This is a genomic window from Pseudofrankia sp. EUN1h (assembly GCF_001854645.1).
GTDB lineage: Bacteria > Actinomycetota > Actinomycetes > Frankiales > Frankiaceae > Pseudofrankia > Pseudofrankia saprophytica.
In genome coordinates this window covers 1-23585 of the sequence record NZ_MBLN01000045.1, presented here as the reverse complement: position 1 = coordinate 23585, position 23585 = coordinate 1, and the positions used below count along the sequence as shown (strand labels likewise).

The 23585-nt window shown below is 75.1% G+C and carries 15 protein-coding genes; 8 read left to right on the top strand and 7 right to left on the bottom strand.

The features are described from left to right. Window positions 1–24: 24 nt before the first annotated feature. Genes BCD49_RS11220 through BCD49_RS11210 form a run of 3 tightly spaced genes read right to left on the bottom strand, consistent with a single transcriptional unit; the run spans window position 25 to window position 2206 of the window. Window positions 25–855, bottom strand: coding sequence for a DsbA family protein (locus tag BCD49_RS11220; RefSeq protein ID WP_071041466.1), 831 nt, complete (start codon window positions 853–855; stop codon window positions 25–27). Further along, window positions 852–1532, bottom strand: coding sequence for a MauE/DoxX family redox-associated membrane protein (locus BCD49_RS11215; RefSeq protein WP_007518082.1), 681 nt, complete (start codon window positions 1530–1532; stop codon window positions 852–854). Before BCD49_RS11215 ends, BCD49_RS11220 begins: the two co-directional genes overlap by 4 nt. Further along, the gene (locus BCD49_RS11210; protein WP_007518084.1) at window positions 1529–2206 is read right to left on the bottom strand and encodes an SCO family protein; all 678 of its coding nucleotides are present in this window, start codon (window positions 2204–2206) and stop codon (window positions 1529–1531) included. Before BCD49_RS11210 ends, BCD49_RS11215 begins: the two co-directional genes overlap by 4 nt. A gap of 539 nt (window positions 2207–2745) precedes the next feature. Here BCD49_RS11210 and BCD49_RS11200 point away from each other — a divergent pair. Together BCD49_RS11200 and BCD49_RS11195 are read left to right on the top strand one after the other, a co-directional pair. Then, entirely contained in the window at window positions 2746–3123 is a 378-nt protein-coding gene (locus BCD49_RS11200) for a DUF3618 domain-containing protein (protein ID WP_007518086.1), read from the top strand. Window positions 3124–3142: 19 nt separating this feature from the next. After that, window positions 3143–3910, top strand: a complete 768-nt coding sequence (locus BCD49_RS11195; protein ID WP_007518088.1) for a histidine phosphatase family protein — start codon at window positions 3143–3145, stop codon at window positions 3908–3910. Here BCD49_RS11195 and BCD49_RS11190 read toward each other — a convergent pair. Then, window positions 3870–5261 carry a lysylphosphatidylglycerol synthase transmembrane domain-containing protein gene (locus BCD49_RS11190; RefSeq protein ID WP_007518089.1) on the bottom strand — a complete coding sequence of 464 codons (1392 nt, stop codon included), beginning with the start codon at window positions 5259–5261 and terminating at the stop codon, window positions 3870–3872. The genes BCD49_RS11195 and BCD49_RS11190 overlap by 41 nt on opposite strands. Window positions 5262–5690: 429 nt before the next feature. Between BCD49_RS11190 and BCD49_RS11185 the strand changes: the two genes are divergently transcribed. Beyond that, window positions 5691–6185, top strand: coding sequence for a glutathione peroxidase (locus BCD49_RS11185; protein ID WP_007518090.1), 495 nt, complete (start codon window positions 5691–5693; stop codon window positions 6183–6185). 61 nt (window positions 6186–6246) lie between these two features. Here the strand turns inward: BCD49_RS11185 and BCD49_RS43510 are convergent, their stop codons facing one another. Together BCD49_RS43510 and BCD49_RS11175 are read right to left on the bottom strand one after the other, a co-directional pair. Next, complete coding sequence (locus tag BCD49_RS43510) at window positions 6247–8256, bottom strand: hypothetical protein (RefSeq protein WP_157845338.1); 2010 nt, start codon at window positions 8254–8256, stop codon at window positions 6247–6249. A gap of 213 nt (window positions 8257–8469) precedes the next feature. Next, on the bottom strand, window positions 8470–9126 hold the full coding sequence (locus tag BCD49_RS11175; protein WP_027141418.1) for a hypothetical protein: 657 nt from the start codon (window positions 9124–9126) through the stop codon (window positions 8470–8472). A 277-nt stretch (window positions 9127–9403) separates the two neighbouring features. On the opposite strand from BCD49_RS11175, the gene BCD49_RS11170 reads away from it, so the two are divergent. The 3 genes from BCD49_RS11170 (at window position 9404) to BCD49_RS11160 (ending at window position 14412) form a co-directional block, all read left to right on the top strand. Further along, window positions 9404–9814, top strand: coding sequence for a GroES family chaperonin (locus tag BCD49_RS11170; protein WP_425343362.1), 411 nt, complete (start codon window positions 9404–9406; stop codon window positions 9812–9814). 502 nt (window positions 9815–10316) lie between these two features. Then, window positions 10317–10616, top strand: a complete 300-nt coding sequence (locus BCD49_RS11165) for a DUF4193 family protein (protein WP_007518097.1) — start codon at window positions 10317–10319, stop codon at window positions 10614–10616. Between the two features lie 196 nt (window positions 10617–10812). Further along, window positions 10813–14412, top strand: coding sequence for a LuxR C-terminal-related transcriptional regulator (locus BCD49_RS11160; RefSeq protein WP_071041465.1), 3600 nt, complete (start codon window positions 10813–10815; stop codon window positions 14410–14412). 132 nt (window positions 14413–14544) lie between these two features. Here the strand turns inward: BCD49_RS11160 and BCD49_RS11155 are convergent, their stop codons facing one another. Continuing rightward, window positions 14545–14856: a hypothetical protein gene (locus BCD49_RS11155; RefSeq protein ID WP_007518103.1), complete on the bottom strand. Its 312-nt coding sequence runs from the start codon at window positions 14854–14856 to the stop codon at window positions 14545–14547. Between the two features lie 785 nt (window positions 14857–15641). On the opposite strand from BCD49_RS11155, the gene BCD49_RS11150 reads away from it, so the two are divergent. Further along, a complete protein-coding gene (locus tag BCD49_RS11150; protein WP_232794422.1) occupies window positions 15642–16475 on the top strand; it encodes a helix-turn-helix transcriptional regulator in 834 nt (277 codons plus the stop codon). A 1426-nt stretch (window positions 16476–17901) separates the two neighbouring features. After that, on the top strand, window positions 17902–23585 hold a 5684-nt coding region (locus BCD49_RS11145), incomplete at its 3' end, for a type I polyketide synthase (protein ID WP_071041464.1).

Below are 23585 nucleotides of genomic sequence, written 5' to 3'. Positions count from 1 at the left end.
CCGGCTTCGGCCTCGGCGCGCGCCCTAACCGGCGGCGTTGACGGCCGCCGTGAAGGCGTCGGGGACGAGCTGGTCGTTGGTGAGCGTCTTGCCGTTGACCTTGACGGTGGGTGTGCCGGTCACGCCGCGCTTGGACGCGTTGTCCTCGACCTGGGCGACATAGCCGTCGTAGGTGCCGGAACGCACCGCGGTGGTGAACTCCGGCGACGTGAGCCCGGCCTTCGAGCCGAGCTCGACCAGCCTGTCGTTCGTGAAGGCGCCGGAGTTCTCCTCACCCTGGTTGGCGAAGAGCAGGTCGTGGTAATCCTTGAACTTGCCGGCCTGCGCCGCCGCCGCGCCCGCGTTCGCGGCGCGCACCGAGTCGGGCCCGATGAACGACATCATGTGGTAAACGGCCTTGATCTTCCCGTCGTCGATGAGTGACTGGACGGTCGGACCGGTCGTCGTCTCGAACTGCTTGCACACCGGGCACTGGAAGTCCTCGTAGAACTCCACCGTGACCGGGGCGTTCGCCTGGCCGACGACGATCCCGTTGTCCGGCCCGGTCGCGTTCGCCGGGATCACCACGGGCTTGGAGTCCTGGCGGGAGTTCTGGACGAGGATCCCGACGACGGCGGCGATGATGATGACGCCGACCACCGAGGCCAGCACGATCATCCGGCGGCGTCGCCRCTCCCGGGCCGCGGCCGCCTCGCGGGCCGCGGCCGCTCGCTGCTGACGGGCCGCGGCGCGCGGGTCCCGTCCCGACTGGCCGTCGCCCCGCCCCGCCGCGCCGCCGGCGCGGGTCCGCTGCCCACCGCCTCCAGCGCCCTGGCCTGCCCGGTCGCCGGGCCCGCGGTCCGTGCCGTCGCTCATCGGTCGCGCCTCATCCGTCGTCCCGCCTCATCGTCTCTCTCGGTTCGCTCGCTGTCGCTGTCGTTCCAGGCCTCGCCGTCTTCGTTCCAGGCCTCGTCACCGTCGTCGTACTCGTCGTCGGCCGCGGCCGACCGTGACCGGCTGCCGGCCGGCGCCTCCAGCAGGCGGTCCAGAGCCAGGTAACCGGTGGGCCACCAGACGAGCAGTCCGCTGGCGACCAGAAGCAGGCTGTCGCGAATCAGCTCCGACGTGTAATGAGTGGGCGCACCCTTCGCGAGGTCGCCGCCCGAGGAGAAGCAACCGCAGTCGATGCGCAGGCCACGCGCCGCCGCGGACGCGATCGCCGCGATATACGCCGCGAGCATCAACGAGGACAGCAGCGCGCAGGCACGTACCGCCAGGCCCAGCAGGAGAAGTACGCCCAGCGCGATCTCGACGAACGGCACGGCATAGGCGACGGGATGGACCAGACCTTCCGGCAGGATCCGGAACGCGCGCACCGAGCGGACCATCCCGGCCGCGTCGCCGACCTTGAGCGCGCCGGCCGCCAGCCACAGCACCGCGAGCCCCAGCCGCAGCGCCGTGGACACCGCGCGGACCCAGGCCCGGGCCCCGAGGGTCCGGCCGCCCGCCTCGTGCTCGGCGTCCAGGTACGAGTGCGGGTGCAGGTGGGTCACGGCGTCGCCCCCTGGGCAGCCAGGACCTGAAGGTCATGGATGTAGTCGGTGATCTGGGTGCCCGGCGGGTAGCGCAGGGCCAGCCGGCCGTCGCGGCCGAATGCCAGCACGTCGGCCTCCTGGTTCTGTTCGACCACGCCGTCCGCCCGCGTGCGGGGCTGCTCCACGTCGACGCCCAGGGCCTGAGCCTGGGCCCGTACCTGGGCGAACGGGCCGGTCAGGCCGTAGAAGCCGAAGCCCGGGTCGAAGTGGTGCAGCCAGGCGGCCAGCACGGCCGGAGTGTCGCGCGCCGGGTCGGTGCTGACGAACACCACCCGGACCCGGGCCCGCACCGCCGGGTCGAGCTCGCCCATCGCCTGCGCGAGGTCGGCCATCGTCGCCGGGCACACGTCGCGGCAGTGGGTGTAGCCGAAGTACACCAGCGTCACCAGGCCGGCGGTCGTGGCGCGCAGGTCGAAGGGGCGCCCGTCGGTCCCGGTCAGGTCCAGGGCCGGCTTCGGCGCGGGCGTCGCCGGGCTGATCCCGTGCAGGCCGTCGGAACGCCGCTCGCCGACCGCCGCGGCACGCATGCCGGGGGTGCGGTCCGCGCACGCCGTCGAGCCCGCGAGCAGCACCGCCAACGTCAGCACGGCCATCGGCTGGGAGGTCCGGCGCGCCTGCGAGGTGGCGACCATGATCCTCCGCGTTGAGAGCATGAACAGACGGGGCGGCCCCGCTGGGCACCGGATACGCGTCGACGTGCCGCCACCCGCCGGCAGGTCCTGGTACGTGTCGGCGCCGTGCCACGACGGGCGTGGCCAGGCGTAACCGTAAACGAAGGACGGCGGCGCAGCGTTTCCGGAGAACTGGTCGGGTCGTCCGGCGCATAGCGGGCGAAGGGTGGGGACCATGGCGGCCCGTCGCGCCGGTCGGCCTGTGGTCCCGGCGCCGGTCGGTTCCCATCCTCGGCCCCGACGGCTCCTCGGCCCCGACGGCCCTGATTGGTGCTAACGGGTGTTTGGGCTCGTCAGGGGCTGGCGGGTCTGGCACTCTTGGCAGTGGACCCGTCGGCCGTTGACCGGCGGTAGGCCACGGGCTGTGGCAACCGGCAGCCGATGGGTATGACCGTGCTGGGCGGGTTCGCGAGGAACCGCCGGCCGCGGCCGCCCTCGGGCGAAATCGCCGGTCGCACGACCCCGTGGTCGTCGGCCGTGGGAGACGAGAGGTCAGATCGGTGCCGCAGGACCCAGCGACCATTCAGCGCCAGATCGACGAGACCCGCGCGGAGCTGGCGGAGACCATCGACGCGATCGCCGACATCGTCAGCCCTCGCCGCGTCGCCGAACGCGCGGGCGAGCAGGTACGGGCGAAGGTGGCCGAGCTGCGGGCCCGGGTCGGCCACGGTGGAGAGCCGCTCGAGCTCGCCGCCGACGGCACGACGCCGCCCGCGGCTCTGCCCGCGCCGCGCGCCGCCCTGACGGCGGCGCCGGGCGCGCCGGGGCAGGCGTCGGGCGGGCGCACGGTGCGGTGGGGTCGGGTGGCACTCGCGGTCGGCGCCACCACGCTCCTGGTGGTGCGCACCACGCGGCGCCGCCGGCATCGCCGCGGCTGAGGCCGGGCAGGCAGCGCCGATGAGCCTGGACATCCCCGGCGGTGGCGTGCCGCCCGGCCGTATCGTGCTGATCCGCCACGGTGAGACCGACTGGAGCCGGTCCGGCCGGCACACCGGTCGAACCGACATCGCGCTCACCCAGGAGGGCGAGCGCAGGGCGGCGTCACTACGCCCCGCCCTGCGCGACCATCGCTTCATCCTGGTCGCCACCAGCCCCCGCGCGCGGGCGGTCCGCACCGCGGACCTCGCCGGTCTGAGCCCCGCGACTCCCGCCTCCCCGGTACCCACCGCGGACGCGCTCGCGACCGGAGCGGACACGGCGGACGCGGCCGGCGCCCAGGCCGCAGCCGGCGCGGAGGTCCTGGCGCGAGAGATCTGGCCGGAGCTCGCCGAGTGGGACTACGGCGACCTGGAGGGCCTCACCACGCCCCGGATCCGCGAGGACCAGCCGGGCTGGACGATCTGGACCGGTCAGGTGCCGGGCGGCGAGAGCGCCGCGCAGGTCGCGGCGCGCGCCGACGCCGTGCTGGACCGCGCCCGGCCGCTGCTGCGCGACGGCGACGTCGCGCTCGTTGGCCACGGCCACTTCTCGCGGATGGTGATCGCGCGCTGGCTTGGTCTGGAGCCGGGGCGAGGCGCGTCGTTCCTGCTGGAGCCGGCGAGCATCTCGGTCCTCACGCACGAGCGGGAGACGAGGGTGCTCGGCGGGCTGAACCTGCGGCCCGCGGAGCACACGACGCCGGCGGCTACAGATCTCCTCGCCGTCGCAGCGCGGTCAGGGCGATGATGCCGGGAATCACCGGCAGCCAGTAGCCGATCAGCCGGTAGACCAGCACGGCGGCCACCATCGCGGCGGCCGGGCCGCCGGCCGCGGTGAGGCCGATGGCGAGGGCTGGCTCGATCGCGCCGACATTGCCGGCCGTCGGTGCCGCGCCGGCGACCGCCGAACCGACCAGGTAGACCGCCGCCACCGAGAGCACCGAGACCTGGCCGCCGAACGCCCGCTCGCTCGCGGTCAGCGCGATCACCTGCGCGACCTTCGTACCGGCGAGCGAGGTGGTCAGCAGGGTGGTCCTGCCGGGGGAGTGGGTGAGCCCCCGCAGGTGCGCCAGGAACGTCGCGGCCGGCGCGCGCAGCCGGTCGCGCACCCCGCGGCGGCTGAGCACCAGTCCCAGCGCCGCGAGGACCGCGACGACGGCGATGCACGTCGGCCCGATCCCGACGCTGGCCAGCGTGTCGCGCAACGGCCCCGTCAGCGAGGCGGTGATGCGGGAATCGCCCAGCAGCCCCGCGACGAGGGCGAGCGCGGCCAGGTGCACCAGGCCGCAGACCACCCGCAGCGAGGCGATCGTCGCGAGGCCCGCCGAACGGGCGAGCCCGCGGCGTTCCAGGAAACGCAGGTTGACGGCGATCGCGCCGAGCCCGGCCGGGATGATCCGGTTCGCGGCGGCCGCGGCGCACTGGACCGCCGTCGACACCCGTACGCCCAGCGGTAGGCCGCTGCCGGCCCGCAGCGCGACTCCGTTCGTGATGTAGTAGAGCACCGCCCCGAACCCGCACAGCAGGAGCCAGGGCCAGTTCGGCGCCGGCACGTCGGCCAGCTGCTTCTCGACGTCGGCCCGGAACCGGAAGGCGAGCACCGCCAGCGGCACGCCGAGCACCGCGCCGAGGATCAGCGTGCGCCGCCTGGGCATGCGCAGCGTGGGCCGCAGTCGGGCCGAGAGATCGACGTCGCACGCGTCCAGGACGCGCGGACGCGCGCGCTTCGGTGTGGCGAGCCGTCGCGGCACCGGCAGCACCGCGCCGCCCGCACCCGCCGCTGCGACCGCCGGGCCGGCAAGCGCGCCCGACGTGGCCAGGACCGGCCGGACGGGCCCGCTCGCGAACAGGGGAATCGCCGGGAAGCCGTGGAAGACGGGGATGGCGGCTGGCCCGGCGGTCGCCGCGACGGTGGGCTGGCGGGGGAGCAGCCGGACGGTGAGCTGACCGGAGAACGCCGCTCGCGGCGGACGGGCGGCGCGAGCGCCCCGCGACCGCCTCGACGGCCGGCCGGCCTCCTCGCGTGGTCCGCGGCCGGTGGCTGGTAGCCCCGCCGGGGACAAGGGACGCGCCGTCGTCCCGGTCTGTCCCTCTGCCATCAGCGCCGGAGTCTCGATGACGGGCTCCCCTCGGCCAGATACTCGGTAGGCGAAGTCGGTCCGGTTACCAGCCGGTTCCGGCCAGCTCCGCCCGTCTCATTGTGCGCACGGCCGTGTGCGCTCGGCTATTCCTGCCGCGGACCCCTCGCTGGGGATCCCGGTCACTCTGGTTCGCCCCCGTTGGCGAGTCCCGACGCATCCGAATTGCCGGTCACCTCGGCCTATGCAGCGTCATTGTGGGTGCGCTATGCGGCCTGTCGCCCCGTCGGCGGTGTCCGACTGTGGTCGGACGGGCGAAGTGTCGGTGTGGCTGGCATCGGACGATGCCGGGCGGTCATGACCTACTGTGACATTAGCCTCCGGGGGCAGGGGGACTTTCGGGCGACGGGGCGGCCACGGCAAGGTGGGCTCCGATGGAAGGAGCCAGTCATGGCTGATCTGTTCGACCTGCAGGTAAGCACCCTCAGTGGCGAGGACACCACGTTCGGTGCGCTCGCCGATGGCCGTGTCGCTCTGGTGGTCAACGTTGCCAGTCGCTGCGGACTTACACCCCAGTACGCCGGGCTCGAGGCGCTGCACGAGGAGCTGGCCGCGCGGGGGTTCACCGTGCTCGGCTTTCCGTGTAACCAGTTCATGGGCCAGGAACCCGGCAGTTCCGAGGAAATCGCCCAGTTCTGCTCGGCGACCTACGGGGTGACCTTCCCGCTGACGTCGAAGATCGAGGTGAACGGCCCGGGCCGCCACCCCGTCTATGACGTGTTGACCCAGGCAGCGGACCCCGAGGGCACAGCGGGCGACGTCACGTGGAACTTCGAGAAGTTCGTCGTCGGCGCCGACGGGACGGTGCTCGCCAGGTTCCGTCCGGGCACGGACCCGGCGGACCCGGAGCTGCGGGCCACCATCGAGAAGGCTCTCACCGCCTGAGCGGTCCAACCGCCGGGCGATCCCCGGCGGTTGGGTGGGACCGGGTGGCCCCTGTCCAGATCTATATGACGTCAATGCCGTCGAGGATCGGATCGCGCCGCGACATCCACTCCGGGGTCACGTCGTCGGGTACGGGCGGCCCGAGACGGCGTGCCGTCGGGTCGTTCGGGCGGCCGGTGACCGGGTCCACGCTATCGGTGTGGATCGACCGGTGCGGCGGGGGCGGAGCCGAGATCGAGCGGCTCTGGCCGCGCGGCGGGCCGGCCGGCGGGCGCAACCGCGGGTCGATCGAGCCGGGCAGGCCACCTCCGCCGGCGGGCCCGAACGAGCCGGCCCCGCCACCCGGCTGGGCGGGTGGCACCGGTCCACCCGGTCCACCCGGGCCTCCAGGTCCGGCGGGGCGGTGCTGCGTCTCGGTGAAGTAGCCGCCGTAACCGGGCTCCGGCCGCCCCTGCTCGGGACGAGGCGGGTAGTAGGAGGCGGGTGGTTCTCCTCGGCCCTGGCCGGGCTGGCCGGGCGGCCCCAGGTTGGGGCGCGCGGGGCCGGGGGCGCCAGGACCGGCCGGTCCACCGCCCGGATATCCGGAACGGGCGGCCGCGGGACGTGGCCCGGACTGGCTCGGCGGCATCGACTGGCCCGGAACCGCCGGCTGTCCCGGCGCGCCGGGCGGCGCGGAGAGCCCCGGCAGGCCAACCCCCGGAGGGGGCGTGCTGGGCGGGGGCGGGACACCGGGAGGCAGCTGCCCGCCCCGTGGGAAGGATGACGCGCCCGCCGGGTACCCCCGACCCTCCCCACGGTCCTCCCAGCGGGTGTCCCGGGCGGACGAGGTCGATCCGGGCGGCAGCCCGGGCTCCGCCGGCCCGCCGGGAGCCCCGGGCCGCGCGGAGGGGCGGTCCTGTCCCTGCGGCCGCTGCCCGCCGGTGGGCTGACCCGGCGGTTGGAGGCGCGCCGGCGGTGCGTCGGCTGACGGCTGCCGCTGCGCGGTTGGCGGCTGGTAGCGGGCCTGCGCGCCGGTGTTCCCGTCGTGGCCCTGCTGGAACTGGCCCTCGGCCGGAGGCGGGAAGACCGGCAGCGCGCCGGTCATCCCCGGCGGCGGCAGGATGGGGTGCGCACCGGTCATGCCGGGCGGGAAGCTGAGGCTCGCGGCCGTCGTCCCCGGCGGCGGGAACGCCGGGTTGGCACCGCCTGTCTCGGGCGGCGGGAACGCCGGATAACTCTCCCCTGGCGGCGGGATGTGCGGCATCGGCCCGGTCGGCGGGGGAGTGGGCACGCCGCCGCGCGCGTTGATGGGCGGTGCAGTGGCCGGTGGCGACGACGGCGGCGGTGGCGTGGTGGGCGGAGACGCCGGTGGCGGCGCCTGCCGGGACGCCGTCGGGATGAGGACGCCCCGGCCGACCGTGGCCGGCGGCGTGGCGTCGGCTGGCCGGGGCGCGGCCGGCGGATCGGGCAACATGCCCGGCGTGAGGCGGCCGTCGGGCGCCACGACGGGATGCCCTCGGGCGGCTCTCGCCGGATCCGGGGTTCCTGCTCGATTGCCGGCAGAGTCCCGGCCGGCCGGGCGAAGCCCGTCTGGCAGGTCGGCGATCCGGGGGAGCTGCTGGCTGGCCGGCGGCTGCGCGGCGGCGCGGGCGGCAGGCTGGAAGCGCTGGTCGGTTCCCGCCGCGGCGACGAGGTGCGCCCCGGACTGTGGCTGCGCGAGCTGCGCGAGCTGCGCGGGCTGCGCGCCCGCGGTCGCGAATGCTCCGGTGGCGGCGCCCGCGGCGGCACGGGGCCGCCGGGTGACGCCGGGCAGCGGGCGGGGTGCGGCGGCCTCCTGGTCGGCCGCGGGCAGCTCGGGCGGCAGGCCGGTGACAGCCAGGACGGAGGCACACGGCCAAAGACGGTCGCAGCCGAGGCAGACGTCGAACTCGTTGGGCCGGTGGAGGTCGATGAGCGCGAGCAGGGATCGGATGTGCTCGATCGTGCGCGGCCCGGCGAGCACCGGGCCGCTCCTGATCATGTCAAGTTCCGAGCACAGCCGACCGTAGTAACGCTCGACGTCGGAATCGTCCTGATCCTCCATTATTGCCAAGCATGCACCATGAGGCCAAGCGTCGCGCGAGCGGTACCCGGCGAGCTCGGGCAGGGATTCGTCGTCGCGCCGGCGCACCGGGCGGCGGCGCGACGCTCCCGCCTATCCATGCCGGACATCACTACTGATGCCGGGCAGCCGGCGGCGAGCCCGGTGAGACACCCCGCGGATGCCTCGCCGGGCGGTCGGGCCCGCATGGCGGGACCGTCCCGTTCACCCGCGCTCGGGCCGGACCTCGTCGCCGCGGCGGACCTGCCGCATGAGGCCCTCCTGCAGGCGGGCGAACTCCTCGATGTACGGGCTGTCCCCCTGGTTCGGCGCGCCGGGCAGGTCCTTGCCGGGCTGGCCGCGGTCGAACGCCGGCTCGAAGCCGGCGTAGGGGCCGCCGCTGGGCCGGTCCGGCTGGCCGCCGTCGAACGACGGGTAGTGGCCGCCGCCCTGCCCGGAGGGCCCGCCGCGCTCGGGCGGCGCCTCGTAGGCCGGGTAGTTCGGCATCCCGTTCGGCGGCGGCGTGGGCGGCCGCTCGGGTGGGCCGTCGAACGACGGGTAGTGCGCGCCGGCCGGTGCGGCGGGCCGGTCGTTGCCGCCGTCGTAGCCGAACGGGGAGGAACCGTTGCTCGACGGGGCCGGGCTGATCGACAGTGGCGCGGAGCGCAGCGCGTCCGCGCCCGCCTCCGGCTCGTTCGACAGGAAACCGTCGGTCTGCGGGAAGATCCGCGCCGACAGGCTGACCGACATCGGGTCGCTGCCGTAGGTGATCACGTCTACCTGGTCGTCCGGGCCGATGCCGCCGTTACGGGCAAGGTCGACGAACCGGAACAGATCTGCCCAGCGCAGGCCGTCCAGGTCCACACTGATCCGCAGTGCCATGCTGTGCCCCGTCCCGTGAGCAGTCGTCATGCCGACGGCCCGCCTGTGCGCGCGACCGCCCGCTCGCGTCGGGCCGCCGAATGGGCCCGTCGCCCCGCGGGTGCTTGCCCGCGCCCCGATGTGGAGGTGTCCAACTCCGGGTGATGGGCGGCAGCTTATACCGCGTTGGGTAGGCGTTCCTCATCCGGGAAGCTTCATCGCCCGGTGGCGGGAGCGTGCACCCCTGTAGCGGCGTTTCTTGGGCGCGCGACGAGATGTGGGTCATAGGCGACGGCGGATGGAAGGCGGAGCTGGAGGTAGTGTGCCGCGGGTGACAAGTCTTTCCGGCGGTGTCAACGGCATCGGCGGCACAGCTGGGGTTGACATGCGTACCGGCTCGCTGCCGATCAGACTGCTGCACGATCGTGTTCTGGTCGAGCCGCGGGAGGACTCGGTCGACCGGCGGTCGAAGGCCGGCATCGTCATCCCGGCCACCGCGCAGATGGGCAAGCGCCTGGGCTGGGCGGATGTCGTCGCGGTCGGCACCGCGGTGCGCACCATCCAGGTCGGTGACCGTGTGCTGTTCGATCCCGAGGACCGCGCCGAGGTCGAGCTCCACGGCTCGACCTATGTCCTCATGCGCGAGCGTGACGTCCACGCCGTCGCGGCCGAGCGCCTGGACGACGGTCTCACCGGCCTTTATCTCTAGCCCCACCTTCCGGGCATTCGCGATGTGGCCGGACAGACACCGGAAAGACCACCGCGGAATTGGCCCGCGCCAGGTCCGGGGCCGTATCCTTCGCACCGGCCTTGATGATCGAGGCGGGTGGCGGCGGTCCAGGACCTCCGGCGTCCGCCTCGGCTGGCGAGGACGACCTCGCCGGACCCGCTCAGGCGGTACCTGCACGGGGAATTGTGGACATGCGGCGCCGGGACGTTCCGGCGCCGATGGCATTGCGTAATGTGACCACCCGATCCCGTTCAGATACGGGCCTGGCGGGTATCGACGCCTGTCGTGGACGACGGAATCCCGCGAGCCTGGTCGATCGGGCCTGACGGCGCGTGCGCGTGCGGACGGTAGCGCCAGCGGGCGGGGGCGGATGGGGTTGCCGCCCGCCGGTCTGGCGACTGGCGGCGAGGGGGCGGGTCGGCCCGCCTCGCCGCTGCCCGGGAGACCGGCGGAGGCCGACCCCTGGACTGGAAGGAGAGGCATGGCTCGCGACTTGGACGCCAGGCGTGGCGCCGACGCGGACGACGATGATCTTCAGGAGCAGAGCCTGGAGTCGTTGAAGGCGCAGCGCCTCGGCGCCGCGGCCGACCTGGGCGACGACGTGGATGCCCTGGAGGTCGAGCTGGACCTGCCGGACGCGGAGGTGCGCGACGAGGAGCTCGCGCTGCGCGTGCTGCCGCGGCAGGCCGACGAGTTCACCTGCACGAGCTGCTTCCTCGTACACCACCGCAGCCAGCTGGCTGACGCTCGTCGAACGGTCTGCACCGACTGCGCGGCCTGAGAGGTCTGCGCGGTCGCACGGGCCTCCGGCCGCGCGGCTCGTCCGGGCCGTGCGCGCCTGTCGGCCTGCGCCCACCGGCTCCTCCGGCGTCGGGAGGCGGCGGGCGACACGCGCTCGCGACAGAGAGTGAGACTCCAGCTACCGTACGGTGGGAGCTGGGGGTGAGGGTATGCCGGGGGATGGGGAGGACGCGTGCGTGGGGTCAGCCCGCGCGCGGGACGTCCGGACCGGCATCGCGGCACGCCCCGGCCACGACGGCGCTGACGCGGCCGGCGGCGGGCCACCGCCACGGCGTGGTCAACTCGCCCCGCCCACGCTGCCGGCGCCGTACCTCCCCCGCCCACGGCTGTGGGAGATCCTCGACCAGGGCAGCGGACGTGGGCTGACCGTCGTGCGCGGCCCGGCGGGCTGCGGCAAGACGACGCTGATCGCCTCCTGGTATCTCGCCCGCCGGGACACGCTCCCGATCGTCTGGTTGCGCGTCGACGCCGGACCCCCGCTGTGGGAGCACCTGCTCGCCGCGCTGGCGGGTCATCCCGAGGCCGCCCTCGACGTCGAGCGTGGCGGGCTGCGACCGCCGCCGCCCGGCGCGCCGGTGAACCGCTTCTGGCGCGACCTGGTCGATGTCCTGTCGCGCGGGCGTCCCGCGCCGTTGGTGCTGGCCATCGACGACGTCGAGCTGGTCCGCGACGAGGCGGACATCGCCGGCCTGCGGCTGCTCGCCACCGAGGCGACGGGCATCCGGCTGGTGCTGTGTGGCCGCCGGATACCGGTCGCCACCCACCGGACGCGGGCGGCGGGTCAGCTCACCGAGATCGGCCCCGACCAGCTCGCGTTCGACGCCGAGGAGACCGGGCGGCTGCTCGCGGCGCTGCGCGCGCCGGCCGCCGCCGGCCCCGGCCTGCTGTCCGTCACCGAGGGCTGGGCCGCGGGGCTCCGGCTGGCCGCCGGAGTCCTGGTGTCGAGGCCGGCGCCGGCGGGCTCGTCCGGCCAGGCGGCCGGCGTCCGAGCGGCCGGCACCTGGCCGGCGGCCACCGCGCTCGGCCCGGCCGGGGCGCGGGATCACGCCAGTGCCGGCCTGGCGGATGGCGGACGGGGCCGCCCGGGGCGTCCAGCTCTGCCATCCGCGGCGTTCGCGCCGGTCGCGGAGTACCTGCGGGCCGAGGCGCTCGCCGCCATGCCCGCGCCGGTGCGTCCCCTGCTTCTGCGCACCAGCGTGCTCGACCAGGTGTGCGCGCCGCTGGCGGAGGCGGTCGTGGCCGAGCACGGTGGCGGGGACCGGCTGCTCGCCGAGCTCGCCGCCGGCGACATCCTCGCCACCCAGCTCCCGCTCCCGCCACCGCCCGACCTCGAGACGGCCGCGCCGACCGAGCCCGCGGACGTCACCACGGCGGCACCGTGGTTCCGGTACCACCAGCTGCTGCGCGGCATGCTGCGGGAGGCGCTGCGCCGGGACCCGACCGAGGACGAGGCCGAGCTCAACCTGCGTGCCGCGCTCTGGTACGCGGCGAACCGCCGGCTCGTCGACGCGGCCCGGCATGCCCGGCGCGCCGGCGACTGGCGCTACCTCGCCTGCCTGGTCGCGCGAGGCACGGTCCCGCTCGTCCTGCAGGGCGACCTGCCGGACCTGGCGGCGCTGGTGACCGGCTACCCGGACCGGGCCGCCGGGCTTGGTCCCGAGTGCGCCACGGTCGCCGCGCTTGCCCGGGTGCTCACCGGAGACGTCGTGGCGGCCGGTGAGTACCTGGAGCTGGCGCGGGCAGGAGCGAGCGTGGCCGCGGCGGCGGTTCCCGCGGGCGTGGCCTGGGCGGGACCCGCCGGTCACGAGCAGGCGGGCGACGGCGCGGCGGCGACGGCGCGGCGGTCGTTGCTGATGGCGATCGAGGCCGTCGAGCTGCGGCGCGCCGAGCTGGCCGGCGACGCCGACGCCATGGTGGCCGCGGCACGCCGGGCACTGCGGGCGCGATCGGTGCCGCCGCCCGGCCCGGCCGAGGGCCTGCCCGACGGGCTGCGTCCGCTCGCCCTGTGCGCTCGCGGCCGCGCCGAGCTGTGGCGCGGCCGGCTCGAGGCGGCCGAGGACGCGCTGCGTACCGCGCTCGCCGAGGCGCGCTCGACCGGCCTCGGCGGCGCCACGGCGAGCTGCCTCGGCGCGCTGGCACTCGGCTCCGCCCTGCGCGGGCGGTTGCGCCTCGGTGAGGAGACCGCCGCCGCGGCGCTCGCGGTGATGACCGGGCCGCGCGGCGTAGATCCACGTGGCATCGAGGGGGGCGGGTTGAGCCGGCGCGACCAGGATGACCTGGAGCGGCTGGCCCGGCTCGTGGGCTCGCCCGCGCCGGTCGGCGCCGTCGAGGCACTGCTGGCGTTGGCGGTCGTCGCGGGTTACCGGGGAGACGTCGAGCGCGGGCTTGCCTGGGTGGATCAGGCGGTCCTCGCCGCCGGCCCGGGCCCGGCCGGCCAGCTGCCGGATCTGGCGAACGTCCTGCGCGCCTGGCTTCACCTGGGGCGACGCGGCGCCGACGACCTGCGGGCGGCGCGGCGCGCGCTGGGCGCGGTCCCGACCCGCGGGGGGCCGGCGTTGCTGCTGGCGCTGCGCGAGGCCACGCAGGCCGATCTGCTGGTCGTCGGCGGCAACCCTGACGCGGCGCTGCGACTGCTGGAACGCGACGAGGCGGCCGGGCGGCGCGACGGCCCGGCCGCGCGGCTTGCCAGGGGCCGCGCCCAGCTGGCTCAGGGTGACGCCGCGGCCGCCGCGCTCACGGTCGCCCCGTTGCTGCGCGCCGACGGCGGTGGCGTGGTGAGTGTGGTCGGGGCCTGCGCGGTCAGCGCGCTCGCGGCGGCCCGCCGGGGTGACGGAGCCGCGGCGGGCGGCCTGCTCGCGCGAGCCTTCGCGCTCGCTCAGGACGAGCCGCTGGTACGCCCCTTTCTCGAGCTGGGTTCCGAGGTCGTCGGACTGACCGAGGCGCACCCGAGCCTGTCGGACGCCGCGCCCGCGCTGGTCGCCGCGCTGCGGGCGAGGTTCGCCCGCGAGCCCCGGCGGCGGCCGGTGGAGCCGGCGGTGGGTGCCGGGCCCGGACAGGCCGCGGCAGGCGTCCGCCCGGTCGCGGTGCCCGCCGCGCGCAGGGCTCCAGGCCCCGCCGCAGGCGTCCCGCCCGTGCCGGCGCACCGGCCGGAGGCGGCCGCGCACGGCGAGGAGTGGGAGACGCGGGGCACCGGTGGTGGGGACGCAGACCGTCCCTCGCCGCTGTCCGCCGTGCCAGGGTCGACCGCCGCACCGGGGGCGTTCGCCGGGCCAGGGGCCGCCCCGCCGCCGCCCGCCGCGGGCCCGGGGGAGGGCCGTGGCTGGGTGAGCCCGGCGGGGGCCTCCAGCGGGCATCCATCGACCGTCCAATCCGCGGCGCAGGCCCAGCCACCAGGACCCTCGGCCGCGCCTGGACTCCGGCGCGGCGACGCGGGCCGGACGCCGCGGACTTCCGGAGCATCCGGAGCGGGGCAGCTGGCTGAGCTGGTCGCCGGAGGCCACTCCCCGGCGTCCGGTGGCCAGCCGCGGCTGGCGGGCGACGAGCTGGGCGCGCGGCAGCAGCCGTCTCGGGCCGGGCGAGGGGCCGACCGGCTCAGCGAGCGGGAGCTCGCCGTGCTCAGCTACCTGCCGACGATGCTGACGACGGCGGAGATCGCCGCCGAGCTGTACGTCTCCGTCAACACGGTGAAGACGCACCTGAAAAGCATCTACCGCAAGCTCGACGTGGCCAGGAGGCGGGACGCGGTGCACCGTGCCCGCGCCCTGCACCTGCTCTGAACCCGCGCTGAGAGCCCCGGCGCGGGTCTGCGGGCCCACGGGAGGCCAGGCCGACTCGCGGTGCGGCGCGGCTGCCCGACCCGGGTGTTCCGGGCCGGGCAGCCGACGCGGGGCGGTTCTCGGGACACCCGCCTACTCGGCACGATCCTCTGGGTGCCATCCGCCGGGGCCGGTGGAGACGGGCGGCGCGGCCCGGCCGTGTGGCGGCGCGCGCAAGGGGCTGACAGGCCAGCCACCGAGCTCGGCCGGCGGATCCGTCGGTGGCCGCTGCCAGCCGAGGTCCGGATTGAACAGCCAGATGAGCCGGATCACCAGGGTGACGATCCCCGCGATGGCCAGGATCAGGCCCAGGGCCGGCAGGTTCAGGCCGTGGATGTGCCACGTGACCGCGTACCGGAGAATCGCGCCGGCCACGATCATGAAGATCGACGAGCCGATGGTCACCGCTGCTCACCCCTCTCGGGCCGCGGTCGCCGGCATCAGCCGACGCGCGKGCACGGCCGCGGGCCGGCCGGTCGAACGAGCCGGACCCGGCGGGCCGTGTCGCCGGACTCCATACCCTCGGTAGCAACCAGTTACACAGTGTGAAAGAGAATGGCCGAGTGGTGTGGACTTATTGCCTCTAGTCCGGAAATGGCCCATGTGTGCGGAGCGTGAGTAGCACCATTAGGTGATGTCGGGACGATCATCATGTACGTACAGCAATCGCCTGGTCACTCTCGATAGAGCGAGAGCGCTCTCATAGGACTTTAGGCCCTAGTTGGATCTCTCGATCGGTAGTCGGTGTTGGCAAGAGGTAAAAAGTCCCGGCCCCCGTCTAGCGTGCCTCGGAAGGGGGCCCTACGCTGACCCAACATGTCCAGCTTGGTCGGTAATACTCCGGCGACATCGCCGCTACCGACTAGTAACGAGGGTGTCGACCGGATCCGGAGGCAGGCGTGGCAGACCGCATGCTTGATGGCGTGAGGGATACTGTTCTGGACGGTATGGCCGGAATCCCGCCGGTTCGTCGCCAGCCAAGACCGGTGACAATCGACACACCATCCGCGGTCCTGCGCGGACCAGCCCCGCGTCTGGAGACCCCCGCGGTTCGGCGACATGCCACCGCTCCAGCAAACGCGTCCATCGGGAACACGGCGATGGGACGGAACGCGTCGTCGGCCGGGCTCCCCGCGCCGCGCGTCGGAATCAACACCACGGCACAGGCCACAGCGCCCGGGGGGGCCGGAATGTCCGCACGTACCCAGTTGGCACCGCGCGCGGCACAGCCGCCGCGGGATCTGGCGCTCGGCGCGGCCGAGCTGCGCGGCATTCTCCGGGTCGTCGAGGACTGCGAACGCGCCCCCACGCTCCCGGCGTTTCGGGAGGCCACGCTCGACGCACTTTCCCGACACCTCGGGTACCGGAACTCCGCGTTCTTCCTCGGCCCGTCGCTGGAGGCGGCCTTCCAGGACCAGCGACCCTCGGGGCGCGGGCTCGCGCTTCGGATGGCCGGCCCCTTCCTCGACCGCTATCGCGGACTCGAGGCGTTCTCCGACCCGGAGAGCCTGCGGCTGATGCACGAGCGGGGTGTGGTCACGCTCGAGGACATCGGCAACCCGGTACGACCGGAGATCCGGATGCGCATGGAGCGTTTTCTGCGCGCGCACGGCATCCACTCCAAGCTTCTCCTGCGGCTCGGCGGGCCGGCGAACATCGGTGCCGTGGTGTCGCTGCTGGACCCGCGGCCCGGCGCCTTCGGAGCGCGCGATCGCGCGGTCGCGGCGGTCCTCGGCCGCCACCTGGGCAACCTCCTGCGATTCCATGTCCGCGCGAACACCGGCCCCGCCGTCACCGCGAAGCTGTCGGCCAGGGAGCGTGACGTCGTCCGGCTGGTGGCCGAGGGCCACTCGAACCGCCAGGTCGCCGAGGCGCTGTGCATCAGCATCGACACGGTCAAGCACCACCTGACGCACGCGCTCGTCGCCACGTCCTGCGCCAACAGGACCCAGTTGGCGCTGGCCTGGCAACGCGAGATGGGCCCGTCGACTCCGCCGGTCGCCCCGGGCGCCGGCCGGGACTGACGCGACCCAGCCGCATCGCCGGCACATCTGAGGCCGTGCCGCCCGCCGCACCGTCGCGGGCGGCATCGGCGCGCCCGTAGGCCGGGCGATGTCGGTGCCCGGCCCGGCGGCCGGTGCCCCTCGGCCGGTACCCGCGGCCGGGCCCGTCCTCTCCGCGGGCATGTCACGGGGACTGGGGCCGCCGGGAGTGGTCGGCCGGGCTGGACGTCCGCGGGCCCAGACGGTGGAAAACGGACATTGATGTCTGTTCGGGGCAATCGGTCGGCCGGCAACGACGCGGCCTGAGTCGGCCTGTGTCCGGGTGGCCACCGACGGAGTGCGGCCCGGGACGTCCCATCCAGGCGCCCATCCGGCTGAACGAGTCGGGCTTCGCGGTTACGCGGGCGGCGGGAAAGGCTTGACTGCCCGAACGCACTGGCGCTAGTCGGGTGAAAAACCCTCTTTACCTGTTCCCAAGGCCCGGGAGAACCCTCCGACCTGACTAGACCGATCGTGCGGGAGACCACCTGAGGTGGGACCCGCCAGGCGGCAGGAGCGGCTCGGCGCCGAGCGCCGAAGGCGCCAGGGACGCGGGACGAGGTCCGGTGCCGGGACGGATCCCGCCATGGCGGACCACCATGCCCGCTAATTCGGTACCGTCGTTTTGGCGGCTAGCTCCCCGGAGGATGCCCTGTTCCTGCTGGGCGCCTTTTGAGGCTTCGTGAATGAATTACTCAAGCCTTCGGCGGCGCTCATCGAGTCATTCTGGATGTCGGGTCAGCAAGCTCCAGGAAACGGCGTAAGAATGTTCTTGATGGATGCGGACGGAATCATTGGTGACGGTTCCGTCGGCATCGATTCCCGTGGATGACGGACCACCCAAGGTACCCCGAAGGTGGTCGCGTATCATGCCCCCGAATGGGGGTATCTGAGTGTGGCCACCAAGGCGCGATCATTGTCGGCGGGCGCGTCGGCACACCCGCCGGCATGCTCTGGGCAGCGCACATCCGCCTCGTCGGGCGGCGCCGCCCAGGGGCAGTTTCGGCGTGGCTATCCGTGTGGCTATAATTCTCAGCACCTTCTCGGACTCTCGTCACGACGGCGTGGAGAGAGCCCGCGTGGGTGCTTGAAACCCGACCCGGGAGCGTCTGGACATCGACGGCGCTCGGCGTAGTACCGCACCTGGAGACGTTGTTTTTCGAGATGACCAAGGCTCCGGCGCAACTCGTCCCGGCACGCCCGCGCGAGTGTGCGTGTCCGCCGGCACCCACCGAGTCGGTGACGAAACCCAGATGGTGATGATGGCCATAGCGGGTCCGTCCGCTGAACCTGTCTGTTCGCCGCGGCATGGCCCGGGGCGGGGCCACCGCCCTGGGGCGATGCCCGCCCCCCTCCCGCTCGCACCCCGGTGTCGCCGCGGGCGTCACTGGCTCAGGAGGACCAGTCGATGACCAGGACTTCCAGTCAGCTCGACCCAGGCCGCCCCACCCGTTGGGAGGATGGCCCGGACGCCCCGGCACCCGCCGGCGCGAGGGATCTCGTCGTCGTCGTGACGCCGTTCGCGGAGCCGAACGCCGCCCTGGTAGCGGCCGTGGAGCGTGCCGGCGGGTTGGGCGTGCTCGACCTGGGCGGCGACGCCGCCCGCGCCCGCCGAGCCCTCGCCGACGCGGCTCGCTGGTGTCCCGCCACGTTCGCGGTCCGGGTGGGCCCGGCCACGCCGCTGCGTCCGGAGGACCTGCCGGCCGAGGTCGACACCGTGCTGCTCGCCGACCTGGACCTGCTGGCCCTGGCGGCGTCCGCCGCCGGGCAGCCTGCGTCCGCCGGGTGGGACATCGCCGGGTGGGACATCGCGCGCGCGGCCGGCCCGACCGGGGCGCGCCGCGTGCTCGTCGAGGTGACCTCGGTGGCCGGCGCGCGGGCCGCGCTCGCCGCCGGTGCCGCCGGCGTCGTGGCCCGGGGCAATGAGGCCGGCGGGCTCGTCGGCGACCTGACCACCTTCACTCTGCTCCAGCACCTGGGCGCGGCCGGCCTGCTGACCAGCGCCGGCGCCCCCGCCCCGTTCTGGGCCGCCGGCGGGATCGGCGAGCACACGGCGGCTGGCGCCGTCGCGCTCGGGGCCGCTGGCGTCGTCCTGGACACCCAGCTCTCCCTGGTGCGCGAGGCGGAGACGGCGGCCGAGGTGGCCGCCGCCGTGCGGGCGATGGACGGCAGCGAGACCACCCTGGTCGGCGGCCACCGGGTCTACGTCCGCCCGGACCTGCCGGTCGCGCGGCTCGCCGGGCTCGCGCCCGCGGCCGGCCCCGGCCCCGGCGAGGCGGATCTTCGTGACACCGGCGGCGAGGTGGCGAGCGACGGTGCCCTGCCCGCCGCCCCTGGAGGGTCAGAGGACGGCGCGCTCACGCCCGCCGAGGCCGCGGCCCGCCTCGGCGGGCGTGACCTGCGCGCCCAGCTCCTCCCGGTCGGCCAGGACGCGGCGTTCGCGAGCGGGCTCGCCGACCGGTACGTCACCGCGAGCGGCGTCGTCCGCGCGGTGCGCGCCGCCATTCGCGACCAGCTGGCGACCGCGGCCGGGCTGCGCCCGCTCGAGCCCGGCGCGCCGTTCGCCGCCGCCCGCGGCCTGCGCTACCCGCTCGCGCAGGGCCCGATGACCAGGGTCAGCGACATCCCGGAGTTCGCGAAGGCGGTCGCCGACGGGGGCGGGTTGCCGTTCCTCGCGCTCGCGCTGCTGTCCGGCGAGCAGTCCCGCGCGCTGCTGGCCCAGACGGCCGAGCAGCTCGGCGAGGCTCCCTGGGGTGTCGGCATCCTGGGCTTCGCCCCCGCCGAGGTGCGCGCCGCCCAGCTGGACGCGGTGCTCGCCGTCCGGCCGCCGTGCGCGCTGATCGCCGGTGGTCGTCCGTCGCAGGCCGCGCCGCTGGAAGCCGCCGGTATCGACACGTTCCTGCACGTCCCGTCCCCCGGCCTGCTGGAGCGGTTCGTCGCCGACGGTGCCCGCAAGTTCGTGTTCGAGGGGCGGGAGTGCGGCGGGCACGTCGGCCCACGGGCCAGCTTCGCGCTCTGGGAGGCCCAGGTAGGCGCGCTGCTCGCGGCGGGCGAGCGACTGGGCGGCGGCTTCTTCGAGGAGCTGCATCTGCTGTTCGCCGGCGGCGTGCATGACGAGGCGTCGGCCGCGGCCGTCGCCGCGGTCGCCGCTCCGCTGGCCGCGCGCGGCGCGAAGGTCGGCGCGCTGATGGGCACGGCGTACCTGTTCACCGCCGAGGCGGTCGCGAGCGGCGCTATCCAGCCCGGTTTCCAGGAAGCGGCGGTGCGCTGCGAGGAGACCGTGCTTCTGGAGACCTCGCCCGGGCACGCCACCCGCTGCGTGCGCTCACCGTTCGTTGACACGTTCCTGTCCACCCGGGCGGAGCTTGCCGCCGCGGGGCACAGCCGCCACGAGATGTGGGCGACCCTGGAGGGCCTCAACCTCGGCCGGCTGCGCATCGCCAGCAAGGGCGTGCGCCGCGACGGCGGGGCGCTGGTGGCGGTCGACGAGACCGCCCAGGCGGCCGAGGGCATGTTCATGATCGGCCAGGTGGCCGCGCTGCGCGCCGAGCGGACCTCGATCCCGGTCCTGCACGAGCAGGTGAGCACCGGCGCGGGCGACGCGCTCGCTCGCCGGGCCGCCGAGCTCGGCCTCGCGGTCGACGGCGCTGGTACCGGCGCCAGCGCCGCCGCGGCTGCCCGGGGCATCCCGGCGCAGCAGGGGGCCGGCGACGAAAACGCGGTCGTGGACCCGATCGCCGCGCGGCGCGCGGCCGCGGCGCGGTCGGTGGCGGCGGTCCGCGAGACGGCCCGGCCGGCCGACATCGCGATCATCGGCATGGCGGGGGTGTTCCCCGGCGCGCCGGACGTGGAGACGTTCTGGGCGAACATCCTCGGCGGGGTCGACGCGGTCACCGAGGTGCCCGCCGAGCGGTTCGAGGCCGACCGCTTCTACTCGCCGGACGCGTTCGTCAAGGACGCCGGCAAGATGACCCCGTCGAAATGGGGCGGTTTCCTGCCGCCCATCCCGTTCGACGCGCTGGCCTACGGAATCCCGCCGCGCTCGCTGCGCAGCATCGAGACCGGCCAGCTGCTCGCGCTGGAGGTCTCGGCCCGGGCGCTGCGCGACGCGGGCTACGAGAAGCGCCCCTTCGACCGCTCCCGTACCTCGGTGGTGTTCGGCGCCGAGGCCGGCGCGGACCTCTCCGGCGCCTACGGCCTGCGGGCCGGCTACCGGGCGCTCGTCGGTGACCTGCCGGCCGAGCTCGACGAGCACCTGCCCGAGCTCGACGAGGACTCGTTCCCCGGCATCCTGGCCAACGTCATCGCCGGGCGGGTCGCCAACCGGCTGGACTTCGGCGGCGCCAACTTCACCGTCGACGCCGCCTGCGCCTCGTCGTTCGCCGCGCTGGACGCGGCCTGCAAGGAGCTCCTGGCCGGAAACTCGGACATGGTGCTCTGCGGCGGCGTCGACACCCACAACGGGCTGAACGACTTCCTGATGTTCGCCTCGGTGCACGCCCTGTCGCCGAGCGGTCGGTGCCGCTCGTTCGACTCCTCCGCCGACGGCATCACCCTCGGCGAGGGTGTCGCGGTCGTCGTGCTCAAGCGCCTCGCCGACGCCGAGCGCGACGGGGACCGGATCCACGCCGTCGTCAAGGCGGTCGCGGGCTCCTCCGACGGGCGCGCGCTGGGGCTGACCGCCCCGCGCCGCGCGGGCCAGGTGCTCTCGCTCGAACGCGCCTACAGCCGCGCCGGGATCTCCCCGTCCGAGGTCGGCCTGGTGGAGGCCCACGCGACCGGCACCGTCGTCGGTGACCGTACCGAGCTCGCCACCCTGACCGAGGTGTTCGCCCAGCACGGCGCCGAGCCGGGCGCCTGCACGGTCGGCTCCGTCAAGTCCCAGATCGGCCACGCCAAGTGCGCCGCGGGCATGGCCGGGCTGATCAAGGCCACGCGCGCGCTGGCCGCCGGGGTGCGGCCGCCCACGCTGCACATCGAGACCCCCAACGAGGCCTACGACCGGGCGAGCAGCCCGTTCGCCTTCGACAAGGCGGCCCGGCCCTGGGCCGCGCCGGCGAGCGAACGGCACGCCGGGGTGTCGGCCTTCGGGTTCGGCGGGACGAACTTCCACGTCGTGCTGTCCGCCTACGACGGCGGCCCCGAGCCGGCGCACGGGCTCGCGCACTGGCCCGCGGAGCTGTTCGTCATCCGCGGCGCCGACAACGCCACGGCCGCCCGGCGCCTCGACCGGCTGACCGAGCTCGCCCAGACGAACGAGGACGCGGGTCGCCCCTGGCGGCTGCGCGACCTTGCCCGCACCATCGCCGAGGACCGGTCGGGACCGGTTCGGCTCGCGTTCGTCGTGTCCTCGCTCGACGAGCTGCCGGCGGCGCTCGCCAGGGCGCGCTCCTTCCAGCCCGACCCGAAGGCCGGGCTGTTCGTCGCCCCGGACGCGCCGGCCACCGCCGGGGCTACCGGCGCCGAGGTGAGCGGTCCCGGGCGGGTCGGGTTCCTGTTCCCGGGCCAGGGCAGCCAGCGCCCGGGCATGCTCGCCGACCTGTTCGTCGCGTTCCCGCGGCTGCGCGAGGTGCTCGAGCTCGGGCCGCGCTGGGCGGGCACGATGTTCCCGCCGGCCGCGCTCAGCCGGGCGGAGGCGGACGCGCAGGCCGCCGCGATCACCGACACCCGGGCGGCCCAGCCGACGCTGGGCCTCGCTGGCCTGGCGATGGCCGAGCTGCTCGGCTCCCTCGGGATCCACGCCGACGACCTTGCCGGCCACTCCTACGGGGAGCTGGTCGCGCTGTCCGTCGCCGGCGCGCTAGACCGTGCCGACCTGATCGGTCTCTCCGAGGCCAGGGCGGCCGCGATCCTCGCGGCGGCGGGCGAGGACCCGGGCACGATGGCCGCCGTCTCGGCGCCCGCCGCCGACGTCCGCGCCGCGCTGGACGCGGCGGGCGGGCGCGCGGCGGAGGTCGTGCTCGCCAACCAGAACGCCCCGAAACAGACCGTCGTGTCCGGCCCGACCGCCGCCGTCGACGCCGCGCTCGCGGCGCTGTCGGCCGCGGGCCTCGCGGCCAAGCGGATCCCGGTCGCCGCCGCCTTCCACAGCCCGGTCGTCGCCGGCGCCGCCGGCACGCTCGCCGACACCCTCGCCGGGCTCACGGTCTCGCCGGCCGCCGCCAGGGTCTGGGCGAACACGACCGCGGCGCCGTACCCGGACACCGCCGCCGAGATCCGGGCGACGCTCGCCGGTCAGGTGGCCGCGCCCGTCCGGTTCGTCGAGCAGGTCGAGGCGATGTACGCGGCCGGGGTGCGCACCTTCGTCGAGGTCGGCCCTGGCCGGGTGCTCACCGGCCTCGTAGGCAAGATCCTCGCCGGTCGGCCGCACCGCGCGGTCGCGACCGACGTCGCCGGCGAGCCGGGGCTGCGCCGCCTGCTGCTCGCCGCCGCCGAGCTCGCCGCCGCCGGTGTCACCCTCGACATCGCGCCGCTGTTCGCCGGCCGGGACGCGCGGGTGGTCTCGGCGGCGGACGCGCCGCGGCGGCCCGGCTGGCTGGTCGACGGCGCCTTCGTGCGCACCGCGGACGGGCGCGTCGTCGCGGGCGGCCTGAAGCCGCTCGCGCGGCTCGAGATCGAGTCCGCGGCCTCCCCGGCGGTGCCGGCGGTCTTCGCGGCGCCTGCCGATCCGACGGCGGACACGGCGGTGCTGGAGTTCCTACGGACCACTCGTGATCTCGTCTCGGCGCAGCGCGACGTCCTGCTCGGCTACCTGGGTCGCGGGGGCGCGGCCGCGCTGGACGCCGGAACGCTCGCGGGCCTGGGCGGCGCGGCTGGCGCGCGGCTCGCGCCGGTCGATGACGGCCGGACGTACGAGCCGGCGCAGGTCGGACGCCTGGCCGCGGCGAACGGCCACGCGCCGGTCATCCCCGCGCAGGCCTTCCCGGTGGACCAGCCGTCGCCGAGCGTGCCGGCACCGGCCGCCGCGTCCGCKGGCCGTGGCCTGGGCCGCGCCGTGGTGCTGGACACGGTGGTGGAGGTGATCGGTTCGCAGACGGGTTACCCGGCGGAGATGCTGGAGCCGGGGTTGGACCTGGAGGCGGATCTGTCGAT

Coding starts and splice junctions, on each gene's coding strand:
- BCD49_RS11210 (WP_007518084.1), bottom strand. CDS start 2,206: ATGGTCGCCACCTCGCAGGCGCGCCGGACCTCCCAGCCGATGGCCGTG.
- BCD49_RS11195 (WP_007518088.1), top strand. CDS start 3,143: ATGAGCCTGGACATCCCCGGCGGTGGCGTGCCGCCCGGCCGTATCGTG.
- BCD49_RS11190 (WP_007518089.1), bottom strand. CDS start 5,261: ATGGCAGAGGGACAGACCGGGACGACGGCGCGTCCCTTGTCCCCGGCG.
- BCD49_RS11185 (WP_007518090.1), top strand. CDS start 5,691: ATGGCTGATCTGTTCGACCTGCAGGTAAGCACCCTCAGTGGCGAGGAC.
- BCD49_RS11175 (WP_027141418.1), bottom strand. CDS start 9,126: ATGGCACTGCGGATCAGTGTGGACCTGGACGGCCTGCGCTGGGCAGAT.
- BCD49_RS11170 (WP_425343362.1), top strand. CDS start 9,404: ATGGAAGGCGGAGCTGGAGGTAGTGTGCCGCGGGTGACAAGTCTTTCC.
- BCD49_RS11165 (WP_007518097.1), top strand. CDS start 10,317: ATGGCTCGCGACTTGGACGCCAGGCGTGGCGCCGACGCGGACGACGAT.
- BCD49_RS11150 (WP_232794422.1), top strand. CDS start 15,642: ATGTCCGCACGTACCCAGTTGGCACCGCGCGCGGCACAGCCGCCGCGG.